The organism is Streptomyces ambofaciens ATCC 23877 (assembly GCF_001267885.1).
Classification (GTDB): domain Bacteria; phylum Actinomycetota; class Actinomycetes; order Streptomycetales; family Streptomycetaceae; genus Streptomyces; species Streptomyces ambofaciens.
In genome coordinates, this window is the sequence record NZ_CP012382.1 from 702,848 (window position 1) to 724,921 (window position 22,074).

At 72.4% G+C, this 22,074-nt stretch carries 23 protein-coding genes; 11 read left to right on the top strand and 12 right to left on the bottom strand.

Annotated features, from left to right (window positions below):
* The first annotated feature begins 2 nt into the window (after positions 1-2).
* The gene (locus SAM23877_RS03120) at positions 3-1,202 is read left to right on the top strand and encodes an ROK family transcriptional regulator (protein ID WP_167355254.1); all 1,200 of its coding nucleotides are present in this window, start codon (positions 3-5) and stop codon (positions 1,200-1,202) included.
* 61 nt (positions 1,203-1,263) lie between these two features.
* On the top strand, positions 1,264-2,157 hold the full coding sequence (locus SAM23877_RS03125) for a Gfo/Idh/MocA family protein (protein WP_053126678.1): 894 nt from the start codon (positions 1,264-1,266) through the stop codon (positions 2,155-2,157).
* Between the two features lie 96 nt (positions 2,158-2,253).
* Here the strand turns inward: SAM23877_RS03125 and SAM23877_RS03130 are convergent, their stop codons facing one another.
* Entirely contained in the window at positions 2,254-2,721 is a 468-nt protein-coding gene (locus tag SAM23877_RS03130; RefSeq protein ID WP_244902911.1) for a GtrA family protein, read from the bottom strand.
* Between the two features lie 201 nt (positions 2,722-2,922).
* Here SAM23877_RS03130 and SAM23877_RS03135 point away from each other — a divergent pair, with 201 nt between their 5' ends.
* From SAM23877_RS03135 to SAM23877_RS03145, 3 genes are all read left to right on the top strand, one after another.
* Positions 2,923-3,516, top strand: coding sequence for a tellurite resistance TerB family protein (locus SAM23877_RS03135; RefSeq protein ID WP_053126680.1), 594 nt, complete (start codon positions 2,923-2,925; stop codon positions 3,514-3,516).
* 74 nt (positions 3,517-3,590) lie between these two features.
* Positions 3,591-4,493 (top strand): aminoglycoside phosphotransferase family protein, encoded by a 903-nt coding sequence (locus tag SAM23877_RS03140; RefSeq protein WP_053126682.1) that lies wholly within the window; start codon positions 3,591-3,593, stop codon positions 4,491-4,493.
* Positions 4,494-4,795: 302 nt separating this feature from the next.
* A complete protein-coding gene (locus SAM23877_RS03145; RefSeq protein ID WP_053126684.1) occupies positions 4,796-6,013 on the top strand; it encodes an alginate lyase family protein in 1,218 nt (405 codons plus the stop codon).
* 19 nt (positions 6,014-6,032) lie between these two features.
* On the opposite strand, the gene paaE is transcribed toward SAM23877_RS03145, so the two are convergent.
* Genes paaE through paaA form a run of 5 tightly spaced genes read right to left on the bottom strand, consistent with a single transcriptional unit; the run spans position 6,033 to position 9,743 of the window.
* Positions 6,033-7,139, bottom strand: coding sequence for a 1,2-phenylacetyl-CoA epoxidase subunit PaaE (gene paaE / locus SAM23877_RS03150; protein WP_053126686.1), 1,107 nt, complete (start codon positions 7,137-7,139; stop codon positions 6,033-6,035).
* Positions 7,139-7,645 carry a 1,2-phenylacetyl-CoA epoxidase subunit PaaD gene (gene paaD / locus SAM23877_RS03155; protein ID WP_053126688.1) on the bottom strand — a complete coding sequence of 169 codons (507 nt, stop codon included), beginning with the start codon at positions 7,643-7,645 and terminating at the stop codon, positions 7,139-7,141. The genes paaE and paaD overlap by 1 nt, the downstream gene beginning before the upstream one ends.
* Positions 7,639-8,466 (bottom strand): 1,2-phenylacetyl-CoA epoxidase subunit PaaC, encoded by an 828-nt coding sequence (paaC, locus tag SAM23877_RS03160; protein WP_053126690.1) that lies wholly within the window; start codon positions 8,464-8,466, stop codon positions 7,639-7,641. The genes paaD and paaC overlap by 7 nt, the downstream gene beginning before the upstream one ends.
* Positions 8,467-8,475: 9 nt before the next feature.
* Entirely contained in the window at positions 8,476-8,769 is a 294-nt protein-coding gene (gene paaB, locus SAM23877_RS03165; RefSeq protein ID WP_053126692.1) for a 1,2-phenylacetyl-CoA epoxidase subunit PaaB, read from the bottom strand.
* Positions 8,766-9,743: a 1,2-phenylacetyl-CoA epoxidase subunit PaaA gene (gene paaA / locus SAM23877_RS03170; RefSeq protein ID WP_053126694.1), complete on the bottom strand. Its 978-nt coding sequence runs from the start codon at positions 9,741-9,743 to the stop codon at positions 8,766-8,768. The genes paaB and paaA overlap by 4 nt, the downstream gene beginning before the upstream one ends.
* Before the next feature lie 215 nt (positions 9,744-9,958).
* On the opposite strand from paaA, the gene paaI reads away from it, so the two are divergent.
* The 3 genes from paaI to SAM23877_RS03185 all read left to right on the top strand — a co-directional run bounded on the left by paaI (position 9,959) and on the right by SAM23877_RS03185 (position 13,141).
* The gene (paaI, locus tag SAM23877_RS03175) at positions 9,959-10,372 is read left to right on the top strand and encodes a hydroxyphenylacetyl-CoA thioesterase PaaI (RefSeq protein ID WP_053142117.1); all 414 of its coding nucleotides are present in this window, start codon (positions 9,959-9,961) and stop codon (positions 10,370-10,372) included.
* Positions 10,369-11,715 (top strand): phenylacetate--CoA ligase PaaK, encoded by a 1,347-nt coding sequence (paaK, locus tag SAM23877_RS03180; RefSeq protein WP_053126696.1) that lies wholly within the window; start codon positions 10,369-10,371, stop codon positions 11,713-11,715. The genes paaI and paaK overlap by 4 nt, the downstream gene beginning before the upstream one ends.
* A gap of 127 nt (positions 11,716-11,842) precedes the next feature.
* On the top strand, positions 11,843-13,141 hold the full coding sequence (locus SAM23877_RS03185) for a flavin-containing monooxygenase (RefSeq protein WP_053126698.1): 1,299 nt from the start codon (positions 11,843-11,845) through the stop codon (positions 13,139-13,141).
* Positions 13,142-13,236: 95 nt separating this feature from the next.
* On the opposite strand, the gene SAM23877_RS03190 is transcribed toward SAM23877_RS03185, so the two are convergent.
* From SAM23877_RS03190 to SAM23877_RS03215, 6 genes are all read right to left on the bottom strand, one after another.
* Positions 13,237-14,364: a DMATS family aromatic prenyltransferase gene (locus SAM23877_RS03190; RefSeq protein ID WP_053126701.1), complete on the bottom strand. Its 1,128-nt coding sequence runs from the start codon at positions 14,362-14,364 to the stop codon at positions 13,237-13,239.
* A 207-nt stretch (positions 14,365-14,571) separates the two neighbouring features.
* The gene (locus SAM23877_RS03195) at positions 14,572-15,921 is read right to left on the bottom strand and encodes a cytochrome P450 (protein WP_053126703.1); all 1,350 of its coding nucleotides are present in this window, start codon (positions 15,919-15,921) and stop codon (positions 14,572-14,574) included.
* 15 nt (positions 15,922-15,936) lie between these two features.
* The gene (locus SAM23877_RS03200) at positions 15,937-16,530 is read right to left on the bottom strand and encodes a GTP-binding protein (protein ID WP_053126705.1); all 594 of its coding nucleotides are present in this window, start codon (positions 16,528-16,530) and stop codon (positions 15,937-15,939) included.
* Complete coding sequence (locus SAM23877_RS03205) at positions 16,505-16,882, bottom strand: DUF742 domain-containing protein (RefSeq protein ID WP_053126706.1); 378 nt, start codon at positions 16,880-16,882, stop codon at positions 16,505-16,507. The genes SAM23877_RS03200 and SAM23877_RS03205 overlap by 26 nt, the downstream gene beginning before the upstream one ends.
* Positions 16,879-17,280, bottom strand: coding sequence for a roadblock/LC7 domain-containing protein (locus SAM23877_RS03210; RefSeq protein WP_053126708.1), 402 nt, complete (start codon positions 17,278-17,280; stop codon positions 16,879-16,881). The genes SAM23877_RS03205 and SAM23877_RS03210 overlap by 4 nt, the downstream gene beginning before the upstream one ends.
* On the bottom strand, positions 17,277-18,449 hold the full coding sequence (locus SAM23877_RS03215; protein WP_053126709.1) for an ATP-binding protein: 1,173 nt from the start codon (positions 18,447-18,449) through the stop codon (positions 17,277-17,279). The genes SAM23877_RS03210 and SAM23877_RS03215 overlap by 4 nt, the downstream gene beginning before the upstream one ends.
* Positions 18,450-18,780: 331 nt before the next feature.
* Here SAM23877_RS03215 and SAM23877_RS03220 point away from each other — a divergent pair, with 331 nt between their 5' ends.
* From SAM23877_RS03220 to SAM23877_RS03230, 3 genes are all read left to right on the top strand, one after another.
* Positions 18,781-19,533 carry a sulfite exporter TauE/SafE family protein gene (locus SAM23877_RS03220; protein ID WP_174532278.1) on the top strand — a complete coding sequence of 251 codons (753 nt, stop codon included), beginning with the start codon at positions 18,781-18,783 and terminating at the stop codon, positions 19,531-19,533.
* Positions 19,534-19,877: 344 nt separating this feature from the next.
* On the top strand, positions 19,878-20,606 hold the full coding sequence (locus SAM23877_RS03225; protein WP_053126713.1) for a S1 family peptidase: 729 nt from the start codon (positions 19,878-19,880) through the stop codon (positions 20,604-20,606).
* 197 nt (positions 20,607-20,803) lie between these two features.
* Positions 20,804-21,643, top strand: coding sequence for an ABC transporter ATP-binding protein (locus tag SAM23877_RS03230; RefSeq protein WP_053126715.1), 840 nt, complete (start codon positions 20,804-20,806; stop codon positions 21,641-21,643).
* The last annotated feature ends 431 nt before the right edge of the window (positions 21,644-22,074 follow it).

The following is a 22,074-nucleotide window of genomic DNA, read 5'->3' on the forward strand; positions in this document are numbered from 1 at the left end:
TGATGACGTCAGGTCAGGCCAGCGCGGGCGCGCTGCTGCAACTGATCCGCAGCGGGCGCGCCAACACCCGCGCCGACCTCCAGCACGCCACCGGGCTCTCCAGGTCGACGGTCGGCCAGCGCCTCGACCTGCTCAACCGCGCCGGGTGGCTGCGGCACAGCACGGGTGAGTCCACCGGTGGCCGCCCGTCCCACCGGATCGCCTTCGACCCGACCCACGCCTCGGTGGTCGCCTTCGACCTGGAGACGCGGCACGCCCGCGCGGCCGTGGTCGACCTGGGGGGCACCATCCTGGCCGAGCACACCGGTCCGATGGACGTCGGCGAGGGACCCGAGCACGTACTGGACGGGCTGGCCGAGTGGTTCCCCGACCTGATCGCGGCGGCCGGGATCCCGGCGTCCCACGTCGCGGGCGTCGGGCTGTCCGTTCCCGGTCCCGTCGACTGGGAGTCGGGGCGGGTGATCGAGCCGCCCATCATGCCGGGCTGGGACCGCTACCCCATCCGGGAGCGGCTCCAGAAGGCGTACGCGGCACGGATGGGGCTGGGAGCGGAGGCCGGCGCCATCCCGGTGCTCGTGGACAACGACGCCAACCTCATGGCTCTGGCCGAGCACCAGGCCGCCCACCGCGACTGCTCGTCCTTCGTCCTGCTGAAGGTCTCCACCGGCATCGGCGCGGGTGTCGTGATCGGCGACAGCCTCTACCGGGGCATCGACGGCGGCGCCGGCGACATCGGCCACATCCGTCTGCACGACCGGTCCGACGCGCTGTGCATGTGCGGTTCCCACGGCTGCCTGGCGGCGGTCGCCAGTGGGCGGGCGATCGCCAAGGAGCTCTCCGCCCTGGGCCTGGACACCGCCTCGGGGCGGGACGTCCGGCGGCTGCTCAACGAGGGCCATCCCGACGCCGTACGTCTGGCCCGGGAGGCCGGACGGCGGGTGGGCGAGGTCCTGGTCACCGTCGTGACCCTGCTGAACCCCGGAGTGCTCATGATCGCCGGTGAGCTCTCCGGGGTGCCCTTCCTCACCGGGGTGCGCGAGCTGGTCTACCAGCGCGCGATGCCCCGTGCCACGGCCAACCTCCAGGTGGTCACCTCACGACTCGGCGACCACGCCGGGCTCATCGGGGCCGCCGCCATGGTCGTGGAGCACCTCTACTCCCCCGCGGGCGCCGACGCCCGGCTCGAACGCCTCGCGCCGTGACGCCGCCGCACCCGCGCGTACGCACCGAGTCCGCACGACGACGCACCAGGACAGGAACACCGTGACCGCTGCCCCCGCCCCCTGGACCGACCGGCCCGTCGAGGTCGGGCTCGTGGGTGCCGGCCCCTGGGCCCGGGCCATGCACGCCCGGGTGCTGGCCGCCGGGCCCGAGACCCGGCTCACCGCGGTCTGGGCCCGCCGCACGGAGGCCGCCCGTGAGACGGCCGCCCCCTACGCGGCCCATGCCGCCGCCGAGTTCGAGGAGTTGCTGGACCACTGCGAGGCCGTGGCCTTCGCCGTGCCGCCCGCCGTCCAGGCCGAGCTGGCACCGCTGGCGGCGAAGCGGGGCAAGGCCCTGCTGCTGGAGAAGCCGCTCGGCCCCGATCTGGCCGCGGCCCGCCGGGTGGCCGACGCGGTCGCCGAGGCCGGTGTGGTCTCGCAGCTCGTGCTGACCAAGCGCTATCACCCGACCACCCGGGCCTTCCTGGAGGCGGCGCGCACCTTCGACGCGGCCGGCGCCCGCTCCTGCTACCTCCACGGCGCCTTCCTGGGCGGGGAGTTCGCCACCGGCTGGCGCCTCGAACACGGCGCCCTGCTGGACCTCGGCCCCCATCTGCTCGATCTGCTGGACGCCTCGGTGGGCCCCATCACCGGCGTCCGTGCCACCGGCGACCCGCGCCGCTGGGTGGAACTCACCTGCGAGCACGAGAACGGAGCCGTGAGCCAGGCCTCCCTGTCGGGGTCCGTGGCCGTCCCGCGCACGCTAACCCGGGTCGAACTCTTCGGCCCGGAGCACCCCCTGGTCTACGACACGGCCGGCATCGACCACGAGGAGTGCTGGCCCGTCCTGCGCCACGACTTCGCGACGGCCGTCCGCACCGGCACGCCCACGGCGGTCGACGCACGGCGCGGCCTGTACCTGCAGAGCCTGATCGACCGGGCGACCCGCGGCTGAGGGACGGCCCGGCCGCGGTCGGGTGGGCGCGTGTCCGACCGGCGGTGCGCCGGAGAGCGGTGCCCCGGAGCGCGGTGCACCGGCGCGCTCGGGGCTTCAGCGCCCTGCGCGACCGGGGGCCCGGAAGACGGCGAGTCGCAGGACGAGGAACCGCACCACGGTGACGGCGACCGACGTGGCGGCGAGGACCGCGGTCTCGGCGGCCGCTGAGGCGCCGGGCTCCGCGTGTGTGAACCACAGCACGGCGCCGGACGTGGCGAGATAGCCGAGCAGGAAGAGCCCGCCGGCTCCCAGGTGGGCGCGGGCCGGCCCCGCGGCGGCGTGCCGGAACGTCAGCCGCCGGTTCGCCTCGGTGTTCAGCACGGTCAGCACCAGCAGCGACACCAGATTGGCGGCGGCCGGGTGCCACCACAGGCGCAGCACCCAGTACAGCCCCGCCTGCCCGGCCGTCGACACGACACCGATCGTGACGAACCAGCCGACCTCCCGGGACCACACCCCGGCGCGCCGGGCGCCCGGAGCACCGGTCGGCTCGGCGGCCGACGACTCCTTCAGCCGAGCCACACGTCCCGCCCCCGCCCAGCTCACCGACCGTCACATCCTGCTGCGGCAGCCTACTACGCCCCCGCCGTGAGACACTTTGCCCTGTCTTTGCCTTGCGGGAACCCTGCGGCTCCCGGGGGCGTTCAAGCTGGTGGCCGCGAGAGTTCGGCGGCCGAGGATCAAGTCGGATACGCAGCAGCAACAGAAGCCGAGGTGGCACGAGTGGCGATGTGGGACAAGATCAAGGACCAGGCCAAGACCTTCCAGCAGTCCCAGGGCACTCGAGGAGCGAGCGGACCCGGGCAGGGACCGCAGGGACACCAGGCACACCAGGGGCACCAGGTGCCCGGCCGGTCGGGCTCGTCCTCGGGCGGCTCCAAGGCTCAGTTGATCGGGCTGTTCAAGACGCAGCTCGCATCGGTCAAGACCGAACTCAAGAGCGGCGCCTACCGGGACGCCAGCATGGCCATGTGCGCACTGGTCGCCGCGGCCGACGGGCAGGTGGAGCCGGCCGAGCGGCAGCGCGTGGAAGAACTGATCGTCTCCAACGAGGTGCTGCAGAACTTCCCCGCGGACCAGCTCCGCCAGCGGTTCAACCAGCACGTGGACCGGCTCGTCGCCAACTTCGAGCTCGGCAAGAGCGAGGCGCTGCAGGTGATCGCCAAGGCCGCCAAGAAGCCCGCGGAGGCCCGCGCGGTCATCCAGACCGGCATGGTCATCGCCGGCGCCGACGGGGTCTTCGAGCCGTCGGAGCAGTACGCGATCCGCGAGGCCTGCACCGCCCTGGGCGTGCCGCCCTCGGAGTTCGGCGTCTGAGCCCGGGCGCCTTCGCGTCCGCCGGACGGGAAAGCGTTTGACGGCCGTCCGCGTCAAGGGATCGGATGAGGCCCATGACTTCTGGGCAGACGCATCCGGACCCGCTCCGCGTGGACGGCCGTCTCGTTCGGCGCCTGCTCGCCGGCCGGTTCCCGCAGTGGTCGCAACTGCCGGTCGAGCGCTTCCCGTCCGGTGGCACGGTCAACGCGATGTACCGGCTCGGCGACGACATGGTCGTCCGGCTGCCGCTCGTCGAGGATGGAGCCGGGGACGTGAGGGCGGAGCGGGAGTGGCTGCCCCGCCTGTCGCCCCTGCTGCCCACCGCCGTTCCCGAGGTGCTCGGGGCCGGTGAGCCCGCCGCGGGGTATCCGTGGCCGTGGTCGGTGTACCGGTGGCTGCCCGGTGAGCTGCCCGAGGCCGGAGCGCTCACCGAGCCCGCGCTGCTGGCCGGGGATCTGGCCCGGTTCGTACGGGCGATGCGGGCCGTCACCCTGCGGGGCGCGCCGGCCGCCTATCGCGGCGGCCCGCTCGCCACGCTCGACGAGGCGACCCGGGCCGCGATCGAGGAACTGCGCGGTCTCCCGGAGGAAGGCGTCGACTGCGACGCCCTGATCGCCGTGTGGGAGGACGCGCTGCGAGCCCCGGAGTGGGCCGGACCGCCGGTCTGGCTGCACGCCGACCTGATGCCGGGCAACCTGCTGGTGACCGACGGCAGGTTGTCCTCGGTGATCGACTTCGGCTGCATGGGCGTGGGCGACCCGGCCTGCGACCTCTTCCCGGCCTGGAACCTGCTGCCGGCCGGGGCGCGGGAGCTCTTCCGTGAGGCCCTCGACGTGGACGAGGCGACCTGGCGGCGCGGCCGGGCACGGGCCCTCTCCCAGGCCGTCATCGCGCTCCCCGACCACCGGGACACCAACCCCGCGATGGCCGGCAACGCACGCCACGTCGTCCGGGCGGTGCTGGCGGAGACCCGCTGAGCAGACGCCTCGTCAGTCGGGAGCGGTTCCTGCGGGGCGTCCCCTGGGAAGCCACTGCCCAGGACGCCCCAGGACGCGATCCCCACACCGTCGATCCCGCCCCGCGCCCGTTCCTGTGCGGTGGTCACGGCGGGCCGACGCAGTCCGCCGGGCCGGCCGTACCCGCGCACCGTGCACGACGCCGTGGTCGACCCGTTGCGCGGACTCTTGACGCCCCATTGGTCTCTACCTATCGTCACCGACCAGTCGAGCGTTCAGAACAGGACGTAACGTTCACATACACGAACGGACGGACCCCCCACATGTCCTCTGCCTCCCGACCTCGCCCCCGCAGATCCCGCGCCGTCCTCCTCGCGAGCCTCACCGCCGCACTGGTCGGCACCCTCCTCGCCGGCCCCGGAGCGACCGCTCCCCGGGCCGAAGCCGCGCCCGCCGCGTTCACCCATCCGGGCGTCACGGTCTCCCGGAACCAACTCGACTTCGTCCGCGCCAAGGTCGCCGTCGGGGCCCAGCCCTGGAAGGGCGCCTTCGACCGGATGACGGCGAGCAGGTACGCCGATCCGAACCGCGTCCCGAAGCCGCGGGCGGTGGTGGAGTGCGGCTCCTACTCGAACCCGAACATCGGCTGCACCGACGAGCGCGAGGACGCGATCGCGGCCTACACCAACGCCCTGGCCTGGTACACGACCCGCGAGGAGCGGTACGCGCGCAAGGCCATCGAGCTGATGGACGCCTGGTCCGCCGTGATCAGGGACCACACCAACAGCAACGCTCCGCTGCAGACCGGATGGGCCGGCTCCTCCTGGTCCAAGGCGGCGGAGATCATCAAGCACACCTACCCGGGCTCATGGGCCGGCGCCGGCCGCTTCGCCACCATGCTCCGGGACGTCTACCTGCCCGAGGTCGCAGGCGGCTCGAACTCCAACGGCAACTGGGAACTCACGATGATGGAGGCCGCCGTGGGCATCTCCGTCTTCCTGGAGGACAAGGCCTCCTACGACAAGGCGATGGCCAAGTTCCGCACCCGCACGGCCGCCTACGTGTACCTGGCCTCCGACGGGCCCCTGCCGAAGACCGTGCCGAGCCAGAACCTCGACACCCGGGACAAGATCGTCAAGTACTGGCAGGGCCAGTCCACCTTCGTCACCGGGCTCACCCAGGAGACCTGCCGGGACTTCACCCACACCGGATACGGCATCTCCTCCCTCTCGCACATCGCCGAGACCAGCCGCATCCAGGGGCAGGACCTGTACGGCACCGACGTGGGCGAGCGGCTGCGGCACGCGCTCGGCTTCCACGCGACGTACGAGCAGGGCGCTGCCGTGCCGGACTGGCTGTGCGGCGGTTCGGTCCACCTCGGCCTGGGGCCGGTCACCGAGGTCGGCTACAACGCCCTGCACAACCGCCTCGGCTTCGCCATGACCAACACCCAGGCCCTGACCGAGCGCACCCGCCCCTCCGGCTCGAACAACCTCTTCGTCGCCTGGGAGACCCTGACCCACGGCGACAACCCCGCCTGAGCCCCGCGGCGCCGTCGCCTCAGCTGTCGTAGTCCACGGTCAGCTTCTCGGAGACCGGATACGACTGGCAGGTCAGGACGTAGCCGGCGTCGACCTCGGCGGCTTCCAGGGCGAAGTTGCGGCGCATGTCCGCACTGCCGTCCGTGACCAGGGCCCGGCAGGTGCCGCAGACGCCGCCCTTGCAGGCGAAGGGGAGGTCGGGCCTGGTCCGCTGCGCACCGTCGAGGATGGTCCGCTCCCGGGACAGGGAGGAGGTCGTGGAGCGGCCGTCCAGGGTGATGACGACCTCGCTGACGGGCCCCTGCGGGCCGGCCTCCTCGTGGCGCACCTCCCGCACGGGCTCGTCCTCGGCGAAGAACAGCTCGCGGTGGACGCGGTCCGCCGGGACTCCGAGGTCGGCCAGGACCCGCTGGGCGTCGGCGACCATGCCCTGGGGGCCGCACAGCCACCAGTGGTCCGCACGCTCCACGTCCACCAGCGCGTCCACGAGCGCCGCGAGCCGTCCGGCGTCGAGGCGGCCGGAGAGCACCTCGGCCTCGCGGGGCTCGCGGGAGAGCACGTGGGCGAGCTGGAAGCGGGCCGGGTGGAGGTCCTTGAGGTCGGCCAGCTCGTCGGCGAACATCACCGTGTCGGTGCGGCGGTTGCCGTAGAACAGCGTGACGCCGGAGCGGTCGTCGGCGGCCAGCACCGACTCGGCGATCGACACCATGGGCGTGATGCCCGAGCCGGCCGCGATCAGCACATGGTGGCCCGGGCCGGTCAGGTCGGGCGTGAAGAAGCCGGTGGGGGCCATCACCTCGACCGTGTCACCCGGACGCACCCCGTTCACCAGCCACGACGAGAACAGGCCCCCCGGCACCACGCGGACACCGATCCGCGGGAGCGAGCCGACCGGTGCGCAGATCGAGTACGAGCGGCGCTCGTCCCGGCCGTCGAACTCGCGCCGCAGGGTGAGCGACTGACCGGGCGCGAAGGCGAACTCCTCGGCCAGTTCGTCCGGGATCTCGAAGCTCACGGCCGCCGCGTCGGCACACAGCCGCTCGACGGCGGCGACCCGCAGACGGTGGAAGGCCGGGCGCCGGCGGACGCGCGCCGGCGGCGCCGAGGCGGGGGCGGTCGGGGCCATCAGATCTCCTTGACGTACTCGAACGGCTCACGGCAGGCCCGGCAGCGCCACAGCGCCTTGCAGGACGTGGCGGCGAAGCGGGAGGTCTCCTCGGTGTCCGCCGAACCGCACCGGGGACAGGGCACCGCGGGCCGGGTGGGCGACAGCACCAGGGGGACCGGGCCGCGGGGTGCGGCACCGGGTGGGGCGATGCCGTGTTCGGTGAGCTTGCGGCGGCCGGACTCGGTGATCCAGTCGCTGGTCCAGGGCGGATCGAGGACCGTACGGATCTCCACGCGCGCGTACCCCGCCTCCCGCAGCCGCGCGGCGACGTCCGCCCGCATCTCGGCCATGGCCGGGCATCCCGAGTAGGTCGGGGTCAGGCTCGCCACCACGGTGCCGTCGCCGGTCACCTCGACGGCGCGCAGCACACCGAGGTCGGCCAGGGTCAGCATGGGCAGCTCCGGGTCCGGCACCTGCTCGGCCACGCGCCGGGCGCGGTGGGCGTCCAGGAGGGCGGTCACCATGTCGCCTCCGGGTGGGCACGGGCGACGCCCTGCAACTCGGCGAGGAGCGGCGCGAGATGTTCGGTGTGCTCACCGGCACGGCCCGATCCGGGCAACGGCCGGTACACCGGCACGGGCAGTCCGGCCGCCTCGGTGACCTGGCGCAGCACCTCGGCGACCTCGTCCCGTGCGTCGTACGCCGCGTGCAGCTCGCCGAGGTACGGGGCGACCCGCTCCAGCGCCTCGCGCGTCCTGCGGTGCGACTCGTCCGTGCCGTCGCCGAGGCGCACGGCCCATTCGGCGGCGTACTGCCGGTGGTACGTCAGTTCCTTGACGCCCTTGGCCGCGACCGCCGCGAGAACCGGATCGGGGTGGGACGCCAGCCGCTGGAAGTGGGCGAGACGCCAGCTGGAGAGGACCAGCAGGCGCACGACGGCGAACGCGAAGTCGTCGTCGGGCAGCTCGGCCAGGGTGACGTTGCGGAAGTCGGCGGCGTCCCTGAAGTAGGCGTAGGCGTCCTCGCCGCGGCCGGTGCCGTCGACCTGGCCCGCGCGCGAGTAGAGCAGGCGGGCCTGGCCGAGGAGGTCGAGGCCGATGTTGGCCAGCGCCACCTCCTCCTCCAGTTCCGGGGCCCGGGTGACCCACTCGGCGAGCCGTTGCGCCGAGACCAGGGCGTCGTCGGCGAGTGCCACGCACTCCGCGGCCAGCTCGACCGCGTCGACACCCTCGGGCACGGTGGTGTCGACGCCGTGCAGCGGATCCTCGAAGCCGGTGCCGTAGGCCCAGCGGCTGTCGTCCTCGTGCCCCTCGGCCAGGCTCAGGTAGACGTGGTCGTCACTCATGCCCTGCTCCTAGATGTGGGGGACGTCTTCGGGGATGTCGTAGAAGGTCGGGTGGCGGTAGACCTTGTCGGCGCTGGGGGCGAAGAACGGGTCCTTCTCGTCGCGGGTGGAGGCGGCGATGTGCTCGGAGCGCACGACCCAGATGCTCACGCCCTCGTTGCGCCGGGTGTAGAGGTCCCGGGCGTGGGTGAGGGCCATGGCGTCGTCGGCGGCGTGCAGCGAGCCGACGTGGACGTGGTTGAGGCCCCGCTTGCCGCGCACGAACACCTCGTAGAGCGGCCAGCCCTGCTGGTCGGAGGTCATGCCGCCGCTCCCTTCCTCGCGCGGGCGGCCTGCTTGGCGGCGTGGGCGGTGGCCGCCTCGCGCACCCAGGCGCCGTCCTCGTGGGCGGTCCGCCGCCGCTCCATCCGCTGGTCGTTGCACGGGCCGTCGCCCTTGATGACGCGCATCAGCTCGTCCCAGTCGGGGGTGCCGAAGTCGTGGTGTCCGGTCTCCTCGTTCCAGCGCAGCTCCGGGTCCGGCAGGGTGACACCGAGCTTCTCGGCCTGCGGGACGGTCATGTCGACGAAGCGTCGGCGCAGTTCGTCGTTGCTGTGCCGCTTGATCTTCCAGGCCATCGACCGCGCGGAGTTGGGCGAGGCGTCGTCGGGCGGGCCGAACATCATGAGGGAGGGCCACCACCAGCGGTTCACGGCGTCCTGGACCATCTCGCGCTGGGCGTCGGTGCCGCGCATCATCGTCATCAGCAGCTCGTAGCCCTGCCGCTGGTGGAAGGACTCCTCCTTGCAGATGCGCACCATCGCGCGCGCGTACGGACCGTAGGAGCTGCGGCACAGCGGGACCTGGTTGCAGATCGCCGCGCCGTCCACGAACCACCCGATCACGCCGACGTCCGCGAAGCTCAGCGTCGGGTAGTTGAAGATCGACGAGTACTTCTGGCGTCCCTCGATCAGCCGCCGGGTGAGGTCGTCGCGGTCCGCGCCGAGCGTCTCGGCCGCCGAGTAGAGGTAGAGCCCGTGGCCGGCCTCGTCCTGGACCTTGGCGAACAGGATCGCCTTGCGGCGCAGGGACGGCGCCCGCGTGATCCACTCGCCCTCCGGCTGCATGCCGATGATCTCCGAGTGCGCGTGCTGGGCGATCTGCCGGATCAGCGTCTTCCGGTAGCCGTCCGGCATCCAGTCGCGCGGCTCGACGCGCTGGTCGTGCGCGATCGTCGCGTCGAAGTGCTCCTGCAGCCCTGCGGGGGGCGGTGCCTCGGCGGCGTGTGTCGTGGTCATCGTCACCAGCTTCCCAACCGACCATTCGTTCGGTATCAGTGTGACGCCTTTCCGGGCGCCGGGCAAGACCCCGGCGCACCCGTCGCACACACTCTTGACAGTGCCGCCCCGCGGCTGGATTACTGGGCCGTGCGAGGAGCTGACCGAATGGTCGGTCGGGAAACGAGGTGGTGGGAAAGGTGTCGCGGACCACGGAGCCGGCGCCCACGGAGGTCATGTTCGCCGCGGACGAGGCGTCCCGGCGGCTGGGTATCGAGCTGGTCGGGCACGGCCCTGGCACGGCCGTGCTCCGTATGACCGTGACCTCGGCGATGGTGAACGGGCACGGCATCGCCCACGGCGGCTACCTGTTCCTGCTGGCCGACACCGCCTTCGCGTGCGCGTGCAACAGCCACGGCCCCGTGACCGTCGCGGCGGGCGCCGACATCGTGTTCGTCGCGCCGGCCCGCGAGGGCGATCTGCTCGTGGCGCACGCCGAGGAACGCGCCCGGTTCGGCCGCAGCGGCGTGTACGACGTGAGCGTACGGCGCGCGGGCGAAGTGATCGCGGAGTTCCGCGGACGCAGTCGCAGCGTCCGGGACGGCCGGCCGCTCGAGACGCCGGACACGACGACGAAGGAGTCGCGATGAGCAGCGAGCCGACGACCGGGACGGCCCCGGCACCCCGCCGGGGAGAGCCCCTCCCCCGCCACCTGCTGGACGACGCCGAGCACCTCTCCCGGGAGCAGCTCCAGGAGCTCCAGCTGGACCGACTGCGCACGACACTGCGGCACGCCTACGAGAACGTGGAGCTCTACCGCAAGAAGTTCGACGCCGCCGGGGTGAAGCCCGACGACTGCCGCAGCCTGGCGGACCTGTCCCGGTTCCCCTTCACCACCAAGGCCGACCTGCGGGACACGTACCCCTTCGGCATGTTCGCCGTCCCGATGGCCGACGTGCGGCGCGTCCACGCCTCCAGCGGCACCACCGGCCGCCCCACCGTGGTCGGGTACACCGACAACGACCTGTCCATGTGGGCGGACGTCGTCGCCCGCTCCCTGCGCGCCGCGGGCGGCCGTCCCGGCCACAAGGTGCACATCTCCTACGGCTACGGCCTGTTCACCGGCGGCCTCGGCGCCCACTACGGCGCCGAACGCGCCGGGTGCACGGTGATCCCGGCCTCCGGCGGCATGACGGCGCGGCAGGTGCAGATCATCCGGGACTTCCGGCCCGAGATCATCATGGTCACCCCGTCCTACATGCTCACCCTGCTCGACGAGTTCGAGCGGCAGGGCGTCGACCCGCGCTCCACCTCCCTGGAGGTCGGCGTCTTCGGGGCCGAGCCGTGGACCGAGGAGATGCGCCGCGAGATCGAGGAGCGCATGGACATCCACGCCGTCGACATATACGGCCTGTCGGAGGTGATCGGCCCGGGCGTGGCGCAGGAGTGCGTGGAGACCAAGGACGGGCTGCACGTGTGGGAGGACCACTTCTACCCGGAGGTGGTCGACCCGCTCACGGACGCCGTGCTGGGCGAGGGCGAGGAGGGCGAGGTCGTCTTCACCTCCCTCACCAAGGAGGCGCTGCCGATCGTCCGCTACCGCACGCGCGACCTGTCCCGGCTGCTGCCGGGCACCGCCCGGCCCGCCTTCCGCCGGATGCAGAAGGTCACCGGCCGCTGCGACGACATGATCATCCTGCGCGGGGTGAACGTCTTCCCCACCCAGATCGAGGAGATCGTGCTGCGCACGCCCGGCGTCTCCCCGCACTTCCAGATCCGGCTCACCGAGCACGGCCGCATGGACCACATGGTGGTGCGGGTCGAGGCTCGCCCCGACGCGGGGCCGGAGCGGCGGGAGGCCGCCGCCAGGGCGATCGGCCAGGGTGTCAAGGACGGTGTGGGGGTCACCGTCGAGGTGGAGATCGTCGACCCGGAGACGCTGGAGCGCTCCCTCGGCAAGCTCCGCCGGGTCACGGACCTGCGCGGGACCTGAGCGCCGCACGGGGCGAAACGTGAGGACGGACACGTCCGTTCACCCCTCGCGCTGGTGTGCGGGGGGACACGGATGGGCAGTGAATGCATGATCGGGGGAGGTTGAGTACGTCCTGGGGGGAAATTCCGTGCGTGTGTGCGTGATCGGTGCCGGCCTGTCCGGACTGGCGGTGGCCCACGCCCTCAAGGAGCGCGGCATCGGCTTCGTCTGCCTGGAGAAGGCGCCCGACGTCGGCGGGATCTGGCGTCGGCCGGGGGCCGGCGAGCGCGGACCCGGATACCTGTCCCTGCACCTCAACACCGCCAAGCAGCTGACGGGTTACACCGGCTGGCCGATGCCGGATTCCTACCCGCTCTACCCCCGGCACGACCAGGTCGCCGCCTACCTGCGGTCCTTCGCCGAACGGGCCGGCGTGCTGGACCACGTCGAGCTGCGGACCGAGGTGGTGTCCGTGCGGCGCGACGCGGACGGCATGTGGTCGGTGGTCAGCCGGGACGCGCACGGCGCGGTGGCGGCCCGGCGGTTCGAGCAGGTGATCGTCGCCTCGGGGCACCACACCGACCCCGCGCTGCCCGACCCGCTTCCGGCGGGCGCCGACTCCTTCACCGGACGGATCCTGCACTCCCTCGACTACCACGACGGGGCCGGCTTCGCTGGACGCCGCGTCGTCGTGGTGGGCCTGGGCGCCTCGGCGGTGGACATCGCCGCGGACCTCTCCCGGCACGCCGCGCAGACCGTGCTGTCGGTGCGCCGAGGGCTGCACATCGTGCCCAAACAGCTGTTCGGCATGTCGGTCGACGAGATCGCCGAAGCCCCCTGGTGGAACGAGATGTCCTTCGCCGAGCGACGCGAGTGGGTGGAGCAGGCGCTGCTCGTCGCGCGCGGCAGACTGGCCGACTACGGGCTGCCCGAGCCCGACCATCCGGTCTTCTCCTCGGCCGTGACCCTCTCGGACGAGATCCTCAGCCGGATACGCCACGGCGCCGTCACCCCCAAGCCCGCGATCGCCTCGTTCGACGGCGACCGCGTCGTGTTCACCGACGGCACCTCCACGGCCGCGGACGCGGTCGTCTACTGCACCGGCTTCCACATGACCTTCCCCTTCCTGCCCGCCGGTTGCCCGGTGGCGGCGGACGGTTCGGTCGAGCTGTACCGGCGGGTGGTCCCCGCCGACCTGCCGGGCCTGTACTTCGTCGGACTGGTCAGGCCCGTGGGCGCGATCACCCGGCTGGTGGAGGCCCAGGCGCGGTGGGTGGCGCGGATCATCGACGGCGCGGCCACACTGCCCCCGGCCGACGAGATGCGCGAGGAGATCGGCACCCACCTCGCCGCCATCGTCCAGCGCTACGGCCGCACCCGGGGCGCCTCCATCCAGGTCGACGTGGGCCCCTACCTGGCGGAGTTCCGGGAGTCGCTGGCCGTGTAGCCGTAGGCCCGGCGCCCTCTCCGGCGCCGGGTCGCCCCCGCGCCCAGGGCTCCCGGTGGGCGCCACCGGGAGCCTGCGGTGTCGGGGCGGTCCGCTCAGCGCACCGCCACCGGGCGGCGGACAGCCGCCACGGCCGGCGCCCTGACCGCGTACGCCTCCGAGGAGAGGTACGCCGTCACCCGCGGCGGCCGGCCCTGCTGATGGGCCAGCGCCAGGTAGGCGATCAGCCCGACCCCGTCCTCCGGCCGCCGCTGGGTGAGGGCGGCGAAGGCCCGGGGCAGCACCGCCTCGTCCATCGCGTGGTGGCGCAACACGCTCGCCGCGCGCTCCAGCGCCTCACCGTCGTGCCGGGCGTAGTCCCTGACCGGGATGTGCAGGGTGAATCCGCTCGGCCGCCCGGACCCGGTGTCGGTGAAGGAGTGACAGGTCAGGCCGGGCCGCCTGTCGAGCCCCGACCGGTCGGGGCCGACGCCCGCGGCCGCCCTGAAGAAACCCTCGACCGCCGCGGGACCGGGGCCCGTCCCCTCGCGCGACAACAGACCCGCCTGGCGGGCCGTGAGGTTGTCGTGGCGCACGTAGACCTTGACCCGGGGGTCCTCCCAGTCCCCCAGGTCCAGGGCGAGGAACGGATGACCGGTGCCGCGCGGCAGGCTGTCGAAGGCTCGCCGGTGGCCCAGCCGGTGCAGGGCCTCGCGCACCGTTGCGGCGGAACGTTCCGCCCCGTTCGCGGCCGGGTTCAGGTAGACCTTGACCTTGGGCACGCCGCCGGGCCTGAGCTCCAGGGCGCACCACAGGGCCAGGGGACCCTGCGGAGCGGGCGGCAGGAACAGGTCCTCGACCTCGTCGAGCGGGGCGGTGGTGAAGTTCCAGCGACGCGCCATCCCCCGGATGGTCTCGAGTCCGGCACGGCCGTTGAGGGCCAGGCTGTCTGCGCCGCAGCCCGGTTCCAGGAGCACCCGCAGGGCGGGGGCCGCGTCCGGCTGTAAGGAGAACGAGAACTCGACGGGGGTGTGGTCGTCGGACAGGAAGGTGCGGGTGGGAGGCGGCAGGTGCAGCGGTCGCGCGGCCACCGGGCCCAGTGCGTCGGTCAGGACTCGGGCGTAGGTCTCGACGTCGGCTTCGGAGAGGCCGGCGACCGCGCCGAGTCTTCGCAACTGGCCGCTCGTGAGGGCGCCGAGGGTCGGTGCGCCCCCCGGTTCCGCGCCGGTCCGTACGGTGGTCACCGGCCCGTCCCTCGCCCGGGCCGCACAAAGAGATACCCGCCTGGGGAGGCGGGTATCGGTGAGAGCGGCGGTGGCAGAGCGGCGTTCGTGGATATGTGGTCCACGACACCTCCTTCTCCTCGTGAGCAACTTGAATGCCGCGTTGCTCACTACCCGTGCCGTTGATCCTTCATGCGAAAGGGACAGGTTGGGAGGATGTTGCGCGTGTCACCGTGTGAGCCAGTTGAGGAACTGACTCCACATGCCTCCTCGTTCGGCCGGTCGGTCCGGGCTCGGCGCCTGTTCCCGTTCAGGTGCCCGGGGGTCCGGCTGCGCTGCGGAGCGGCGTCCGGTCCGCGCCGGCGTGAAGCGGGCCGGCAGGGTGGCCAGAGCCCGGTTGAAGGGGCCCGGCCGCCAGGTCAGGCTGTCCTCGGGGACGGCGAGTTCGACGTCGGGCAGTTCGTTGAACAGGTGCTCGATGGCGGTGACGGTGATGTGCCGGGCCGGCTCCTTGGAGGGGCAGGCGTGCGGGCCCGCGCTCCAGGCGAGGTGCGCGCGGTTGCTGCCGGCCTGGCGCGAGGCCTTGAGGGCCGGACCGGTGTTGGCCGCGGCGAAGCTGACCAGGACCAGGTCACCGGAGTGCAGCTGCTGCCCGGCGAGTTCGGTGTCGGCGGCCGGGTAGTGCGGCGCGTAGTTGGCCATGGGCGGGTTCTCCCACAGCGTATCGTCGAGCGCCTCGTCGATCAGGCCGCCCTCTCGGGCGTACCGCTCGTGGGTGAGGAGCCGGTGGAGGGTGTTGCCGATGAGGTTGCGCAGCGGTTCGGCGCCCGCGCCGAGCAGCAGGGCCAGCTGGTGGACCATCTCCTCGTCGCTGAGGTCCGCCTCGTGCCGCATCAGCCAGGAGGTGACGTCGTCGCCGGGCTTGCTCCGCTTGAGTGCGACCAGCTCCCCCACCGCCTGGAACAGCACGGCGGTGGCCTTGTCGGCGTTGATCCCGTCGAACATGCCGGAGATGCCGAACAGCACCCGGTCGCCGATGTCGGCGGGGCAGCCGAAGAGCTCGTTGAACACGAACAGCGGCAACTGCCGCGCGTAGTCGCCCAGCAGGTCGGCCGAACCCCGCCCGCCGAACTGCGAGATGAGGTAGCCGGAGATCTGCTCGGTGCTCCGGGTCAGCCGGCGGGTGTCCACCCGCGCCATGCTGTCGGTGACCGCCTGCCGCAGCCTGAGGTGGTCGGCGCCGTCGGCGAACATGCAGTTGGGCCGGTAGGCCAGCAGCGGCGCGACCGGACTGTCCGGTCCCACCTTGCCCTCGTTGAAGGCCCGCCACCGACGCGCGTCCTTGCGGAACGAACCGGAGTCCTGGAGCAGCTGGAGGGCCGCCGAGTAGTCCGTCACCAGCGTCGCCTCGACGCCCGGTGCCAACTCGACCGGTGCGGCGACCCCGTAGTGGCGCAGGTACTCGTAGAAGGCCTGCGGATCGGCGGCGAACTCCGGCCCGTGCAACGGCACTCGGGCCCCGGAGCCGTGGGCGGGGCACCCGGGCGGAGGCACCGGGAAGGTGTCGTGGGCGTTCATGTCTGCTCCCAGCTCCTAGCGGGTGCGGTCCAGCAAGTAGCGGACGAGGGTGGTCAGTGCGGCGGCCGACGACTTCTCGTCGCGGGCGTCGCAGGTGACGACGGGGGTGTCGTCGAGCAGGTCCAGGGCCTCGCGCAGCGCCCGCTCGTCCCGCAGCGGGGCCCCGTCGAAGTGATTGACGGCGATGGCGTAGTCGAGGCCGTACTGCTCGATGAGGTCGATGACGGGGAAGGAGTCGGCCAGCCGCTCGGGGTCGACCAGCACCAGGGCGCCGAGCGCGCCGCGGGCCATGTCCTCCCACATCTGGACGAAGCGCTGCTGTCCCGGCGTTCCGAACAGGTAGAGGACGACGCGGTCGCTGATGGTGAGGCGCCCGAAGTCCATGGCGACCGTGGTGGTGGTCTTGCCCTGGACCCCCTTGAGGTCGTCGACCGACTCGGCGGCCTGCGTCATCGTCTCCTCGGTCGACAGCGGCTCGATCTCCGAGATGGACCCGATGAGGGTGGTCTTGCCCACCGCGAAGTGCCCGACGACGAGGATCTTCACCGCGGTCTGGGTCGCTCCACCGCGTACGTAGTCCTGCTCATCCAAACTTGGCGCGGAGGCCATTGAGCACCTCCTCCAGGATCTCCTTGTCCGCGAGGCGGGCGCGGGCCACCGGCGGGCGGGTCATGAGGTGGCCGCCCTCCATCAGGGACGCCAGCAGGATCCGCACCACGCCCAGCGGGAAGTGGGTGTGTCCGGCGATCTCGGCGACCGAGAGGTAGCCGGCGGAGCAGAGGTCCAGCAGGCTCTGCTCCTCGGGGGACAGCCGGGTCGGCCGCTGCGTGTGCCCGGCGGAGGCGGTGACCAGGGTGATGAGGGAGAGGTGCTCCTCGTCGGGCAGGCCACGGCCCTTGGTGATGACGTACGGCCGTACTAACTCGGCGGCTTCCGGCTCCCAGCCGTCGTGGCCGGTCATGAGCGGGTGCCGAGGTTCTCGCGCGGCGGCGTCGTCAGCCGCTTGCCGAGCTGGGCGACGAGCTGCTGCATCCGGAAGGTGATGTCCGCCATGTCGACCTCCGGGGAGGCGGAGACGCCGAGGTAGGCGCCCTCTCCGGCGGAGATCAGGAAGACCCAGCCGCCGTCGAACTCGACCAGGGTCTGCCGCCACGCCTGGTGCGGGTCCTCACAGAAGAAGGCGAGGGTGCGGCTGAGCGACTGCACGCCGCTCATGGCGGCCGCGACCCGGTCCGCGTCGTCCTTGTCGAAGTCCTGCGTCCGGGCCATCAGCAGTCCGTCGGCCGATATCAGGACCGCGTGCAGGGCCCCGGGAATCTCCAGGGCGCTGTCGAGCATCCATGACAGATCGTCGTTCACGAGTCCTCATGTCCTTCTCTGCTTGCACCGGGTGTTCTGCTCGTCCGGTCCGGGTCCTCCGGCCGGGTGACGCGGCCGGTCTGCGTACCCCGCTGGAAGGCGGCCATGATCTGGGCCTGCTCGGAGTCGGAGCGGCCGGCGGAGCGCGGGGTGGCGGCACTGCCGGGCACGATGGCCATCGGCCGCTTGCGGCGCCGCCGGGGCAGGCCGTCACTGGTCCGGGAGGGGGCGATCGCCGCCTCCGGTCCGCCGTCCGGGCCCGGGCGGGCGACGGTGTGGGCTGCCGGGGAGGGTGCCTTCTTCTCCGGCATGGCGGTGAGCAGCTCGTGCGGCAGCAGGACCACCGCGCGCACACCTCCGTACGGGGAGGAGGAGTCCACCGACACCTCGAAGCCGAAGCGCTCGCACAGCAGCCCGATGACCGCGAAGCCGAACTGGGGTGGATTGCCGAGGCCCGCCACGCCCGAGGCACGCTCGGTGGCGAGCAGCTTGTCGGCGCGGGCGCGCTCCTCGTCGCTCATGCCGACACCGGCGTCGTCGACGACGACGCAGATGCCCTTCGGCACGGTCCTGATGTTGATCTCCACGACGGTGTCCGGGCTGGAGTAGCTGGTGGCGTTGTCGAGGAGCTCGGCGAGGGCCAGGGCGACGGGTTCGACGGCGCGGCTGGTGATGCCGAAGTCGACCTGGGAGAGGATCTCCACCCGGCGGAAGTGCCGGATGCGGCCCTGGGCGCTGCGGACCACGTCGTACACCGAGGCGGTGTCGCGCCGGCCGCCCAGCCAGCCGTCGCACAGGACCGCGATCGACTGGGCGCGACGGCCGAACTGCGAGTTGGTGTGGTCGATCTCCAGCAGGTCCTGCAGAAGGGCGGAGTCGCCGTACTTGGTCTGCAGCCGGGTCAGCACCAGCTGCTGTTCGGCGGCGAGGCCCTGCAGGGTTCGCATGGCGGACTTCAGTACGGTCTTCGTCTCGTCCTCGGCCCGTTCCTGAGCGGCCAGCACGGACTTCCCGTAATCGTTCTCCAGCTCCGTGTAGTGGTCCCTGAGCCCCTGGATCTCCTGCCGCAGAGATCGTGCCGCCCGGCGCTGGCGGCCGATGAGCGCGGCGGCGGCGACGAGGGCGACGACAAGGACCCAGAGCAGTGGGTTCCCCAAGTATTCCGTCATAAGACTCTCTTCAGGCGACTGACGGCCGGCTTGCCGCATGTCCGTCTACGCGGGCGGTCCGGTGGACCGCCCGCACCGGGGTTGCTGCCCGGGCTGTCCCTGAAGTCGGGGATGCCGTCTTTCTCCCATCCGCCCGCTCCGCAAACGCGGTGATCGTATCACCGCATGATCAGGTGAATTTACGTCAAGAACCGTTCATCCAGGGTCGGTTGAGACCGGTCTCCGCGTGTGCCAAGGCGGTGGGTACAGTCGGCCCCGTGAACGATGCACAAGACACCTTCCTGCCGGTCGCGCGGCCGGTGCGGGACGGCGCGGCGTGACGCCCGAGGCCATGGCGGCGGTGTTCACCGCGGGGTTCGGGGCCGGCGCCATCAACAGCGTCGTCGGCTCCGGAACGCTGATCACCTTCCCCGTGCTGCTGGCGACGGGGCTGTCCCCCGTCACCGCCACCGTCTCCAACGCCCTCGGACTCATCCCCGGCTCCATCAGCGGGGCCGTCGGCTATCGGAAGGAGCTGAGCGGCCAGCGCCGGCGTGTCCTCAAGCTGAGTGCCGGCGCGCTGCTGGGCGGCCTCGCGGGCGCCACCCTGCTGCTGTCCCTGCCGGCCGACGCGTTCGAGACGATCGTGCCCGTTCTGGTGGGCCTCGCCCTGCTCCTGGTCGCCTTCCAGCCCCGGATCGGCAGGCTGGTGCAGCGGCGCCGCGAACGCACCGGCACCTCCCCGCGCCGCGACGGCGGCCCGCTGCTGTTCACCGGCCTGACGCTCGCCAGCGTCTACGGCGGCTACTTCGCCGCCGCGCAGGGGATCATCTACCTGTCCCTGATGGGCATGCTTCTCGACGAATCCCTGCAACGTCTCAACGCCGTCAAGAACGTCCTCTCGGCCGTCGTCAACTCGGTCGCCGCGCTCTTCTTCCTCTTCGCCGCGGACTTCGACTGGACGGCCGTCGGCCTCATCGCGGCCGGTTCGGCGCTCGGCGGCTACGCGGGGGCCAAGGTGGGCCGTCGTTTCAGCCCGGTGGTGCTGCGAACGCTGGTCGTGACCGTGGGGACGGTCGCCCTGGTGCAGCTGCTGCTCCGCTGACCCGCGGCACCCTGCCGCTACGCGCGTCGGCGCGCGGTTCGTGCGTCCCGGCGGGTGCGCGCCTCGACCTCCTACCCGGCCGGACGGTACGGCCCGTCGCCGCAGCCACCGTCCGTCCCCGGGCCCTGCTGATGACCGTGCGCGACAGGACGGAGCCCCCGGTCCCGTCCGCCGACTGAACCCACGGGCCGGGCCGGTCGGCCGGCTCCACGGCCGGCCCGGTCCGTCGGGCATAACGGCGTGTTATGGGAAGCCGGGATTGGTGGCCCCGCCTCGCCGCCGGACATGCTGAGCGCCCCCACACCCCCACGCGCCGCGACGCGCGTCGTCGGAATCGAGGAGCCTTGCGCATATCCAGACCCCTCCCCACCCTGGTGGCCGCTCTCCTGGCCGCCCTGCTGTCCGCCCTCGCGCTCGCGCCGAGCACCTCCGCGGCGGAGCCCCGGCCCGGTGACGGCGGCCCCCAGCCGATCATCGGCGGCGGCTACGCGCAGAACGCCCCCTGGGCCGCCCGGCTGTTCTCCAACGGCACCCAGACCTGCACCTCGACCATCATCTCCCCCACCTGGATCCTGACCGCGAAGCACTGCGTGACCGGAGGAGGACTCTCCTTCCGCATCGGCAGCCTCGACCAGCAGTCCGGCGGCACCGTGGCCAACGGCGTGCAGACCGTCGCCCACTCCTCGTCCGACCTCGCGCTGGTCCGGCTCGACCGCTCCGTCTCCGCCTCCTACGCTCCGCTCGGACAGCCGGGCACGGTACGGGTCGGCCAGACCGTGCAGGTCTACGGCTGGGGCGCCACCTCCCGGTGCGGCTCGGAGATCAACTGCCAGTCCCGCTACCTGAAGGTCGCGAACGTCAGCGTGACCCAGGGGTGCCGCGACGCCTACAACGGCTCGGCGATCTGCGCCCGTGCCGTGGACGGCATCACGGCGGGCGGCGACTCCGGCGGCCCGATGACGGCCGGCGGCATCCAGGTGGGCGTCGCCTCCACCAGCGACCGGCAGTCCACCACGGCGTACACGAACGTGACCGCCTACCGCTCGTGGATCCAGTCGGTAGCGGGCGTCTGATCCCTCTCCCCCGCCACCGGTCCCGCGCGCGCCCGTCCCCGTCCCGGCGGAGGCGGACGCACGCGGGACCCGACGTGCGCGGGCGTCGGCGGGCAGGAGCGGCCACCGTCCACCACCCGGACCGTCCGGCAAGCGCGTGGTGAATGCACCTACCCTTCACCGTGACCGATCGGCGTCCCGCGCGAAGGAGGTCCGGTATGGCCGGGCAGACAGCCGGATCCCCGGAGAACGAACGTGAGACGGCCGTTCTCCGGCTCCAGGACGTGACCGTCCGTCGCCTGACGACGGACCAGCTGATCCTCGACGGGATCGACTGGACGGTCCTGCCGGGCGAACACTGGGCCCTGCTGGGGGCCAACGGCGCGGGGAAGACCACCGTCCTGCGGCTGCTCGGCGCCCTCATGCACCCCACGACCGGCACGGTGGAGGTCCTCGGCAGCCGGCTCGGCCGGGTGGACGTCCGCGAGCTCAGGGCGCGCATCGGCCACGTCACCTCCGCCCAGCGGGTGCCGCCGGAGCTCACGGCCCACACGGTCGTGCTCACCGGCCACAGCGGCACCGTGCAGCCCCTGTGGCGGACGTACGACGACGAGGTCAGGCTCCGTGCCCACGACCTCCTGACCGAACTCGGCGTCAAGGAGCTGGCCGACCGGCCGTACGGCGTCTGCTCGGGCGGGCAGCGGGCGCGCGTGCTGATCGCCAGGGCGCTGATGGCCGATCCGGCCCTGCTGCTCCTGGACGAGCCGTTCAACGCCCTGGACCTGCCGTCCCGCGAGGACCTCGTCGAGGCCATGCACCACCTGGCGGACAGCCGACCGCGGTTGGCCACGGTGACGGTCACCCACCACCTGGAGGAGCTGTCCCCCGCCGTCAGCCACGCCCTGCTGTTGCGCGAGGGCCGGGTCCTGTCCCGCGGAGCCGTGGACGGCGTCCTCACCGACGCCCTCCTGACGGCCTGCTTCGGCCGGGACATCACGGTGATGCGGCGCGACGGCCGCTGGTCGGCCTACTCGGGACTCCGCGGCCACGGGCGCTGAAACCGACTGCATGACGCCGGCGCCCCTCGCCGGCGCCTTCGGGGTCGGGCGCGGTGGAAGCCGGTGCACCCGGCGTCGGTCAGCAGAGGAGGGACACGGTCCGGCACGCGGCTTCCGCGAGCCGACGGGCGAGCTGGACGCCTGCCGCTGCCAGGGCGTCGATGAGCGAGGCGGGCTGTCATCGGCGTGCAGCTCGACCCACTCCTGGTTCGTGCGGTGGACCAACGCCTCGATCGTCTCGCCCTCGGCGAAGCCGCTCCGACAGCCGTGTCCGAGGCGGACGTGGTGGTCACCGAGGAGACGGGCGGCGACATCGTGCACCGTCCAGCGCCCGGCGGCCGACCCCGACACGTCCAGTGGCCGGCCGGGAGGCGCATGTGCTGTCCGTTGCGGAAGCATGACGTGTTTCCGCAACATGACGCACCGACGAA

Bases quoted from the DNA above. Each gene is read 5' to 3' on its own strand.
- SAM23877_RS03195 (WP_053126703.1), bottom strand. From the start codon at position 15,921: ATGAACGCCCACGACACCTTCCCGGTGCCTCCGCCCGGGTGCCCCGCC.
- paaC (WP_053126690.1), bottom strand. From the start codon at position 8,466: ATGAGTGACGACCACGTCTACCTGAGCCTGGCCGAGGGGCACGAGGAC.
- paaD (WP_053126688.1), bottom strand. From the start codon at position 7,645: ATGGTGACCGCCCTCCTGGACGCCCACCGCGCCCGGCGCGTGGCCGAG.
- SAM23877_RS03200 (WP_053126705.1), bottom strand. From the start codon at position 16,530: ATGGCCTCCGCGCCAAGTTTGGATGAGCAGGACTACGTACGCGGTGGA.
- SAM23877_RS03120 (WP_167355254.1), top strand. From the start codon at position 3: ATGACGTCAGGTCAGGCCAGCGCGGGCGCGCTGCTGCAACTGATCCGC.
- paaB (WP_053126692.1), bottom strand. From the start codon at position 8,769: ATGACCTCCGACCAGCAGGGCTGGCCGCTCTACGAGGTGTTCGTGCGC.
- SAM23877_RS03230 (WP_053126715.1), top strand. From the start codon at position 20,804: ATGGCCGGGCAGACAGCCGGATCCCCGGAGAACGAACGTGAGACGGCC.
- paaA (WP_053126694.1), bottom strand. From the start codon at position 9,743: ATGACCACGACACACGCCGCCGAGGCACCGCCCCCCGCAGGGCTGCAG.
- paaE (WP_053126686.1), bottom strand. From the start codon at position 7,139: ATGGCCCCGACCGCCCCCGCCTCGGCGCCGCCGGCGCGCGTCCGCCGG.
- SAM23877_RS03140 (WP_053126682.1), top strand. From the start codon at position 3,591: ATGACTTCTGGGCAGACGCATCCGGACCCGCTCCGCGTGGACGGCCGT.
- SAM23877_RS03215 (WP_053126709.1), bottom strand. From the start codon at position 18,449: ATGACGGAATACTTGGGGAACCCACTGCTCTGGGTCCTTGTCGTCGCC.
- SAM23877_RS03145 (WP_053126684.1), top strand. From the start codon at position 4,796: ATGTCCTCTGCCTCCCGACCTCGCCCCCGCAGATCCCGCGCCGTCCTC.
- SAM23877_RS03220 (WP_174532278.1), top strand. From the start codon at position 18,781: ATGGCGGCGGTGTTCACCGCGGGGTTCGGGGCCGGCGCCATCAACAGC.
- SAM23877_RS03205 (WP_053126706.1), bottom strand. From the start codon at position 16,882: ATGACCGGCCACGACGGCTGGGAGCCGGAAGCCGCCGAGTTAGTACGG.
- paaK (WP_053126696.1), top strand. From the start codon at position 10,369: ATGAGCAGCGAGCCGACGACCGGGACGGCCCCGGCACCCCGCCGGGGA.
- paaI (WP_053142117.1), top strand. From the start codon at position 9,959: ATGTTCGCCGCGGACGAGGCGTCCCGGCGGCTGGGTATCGAGCTGGTC.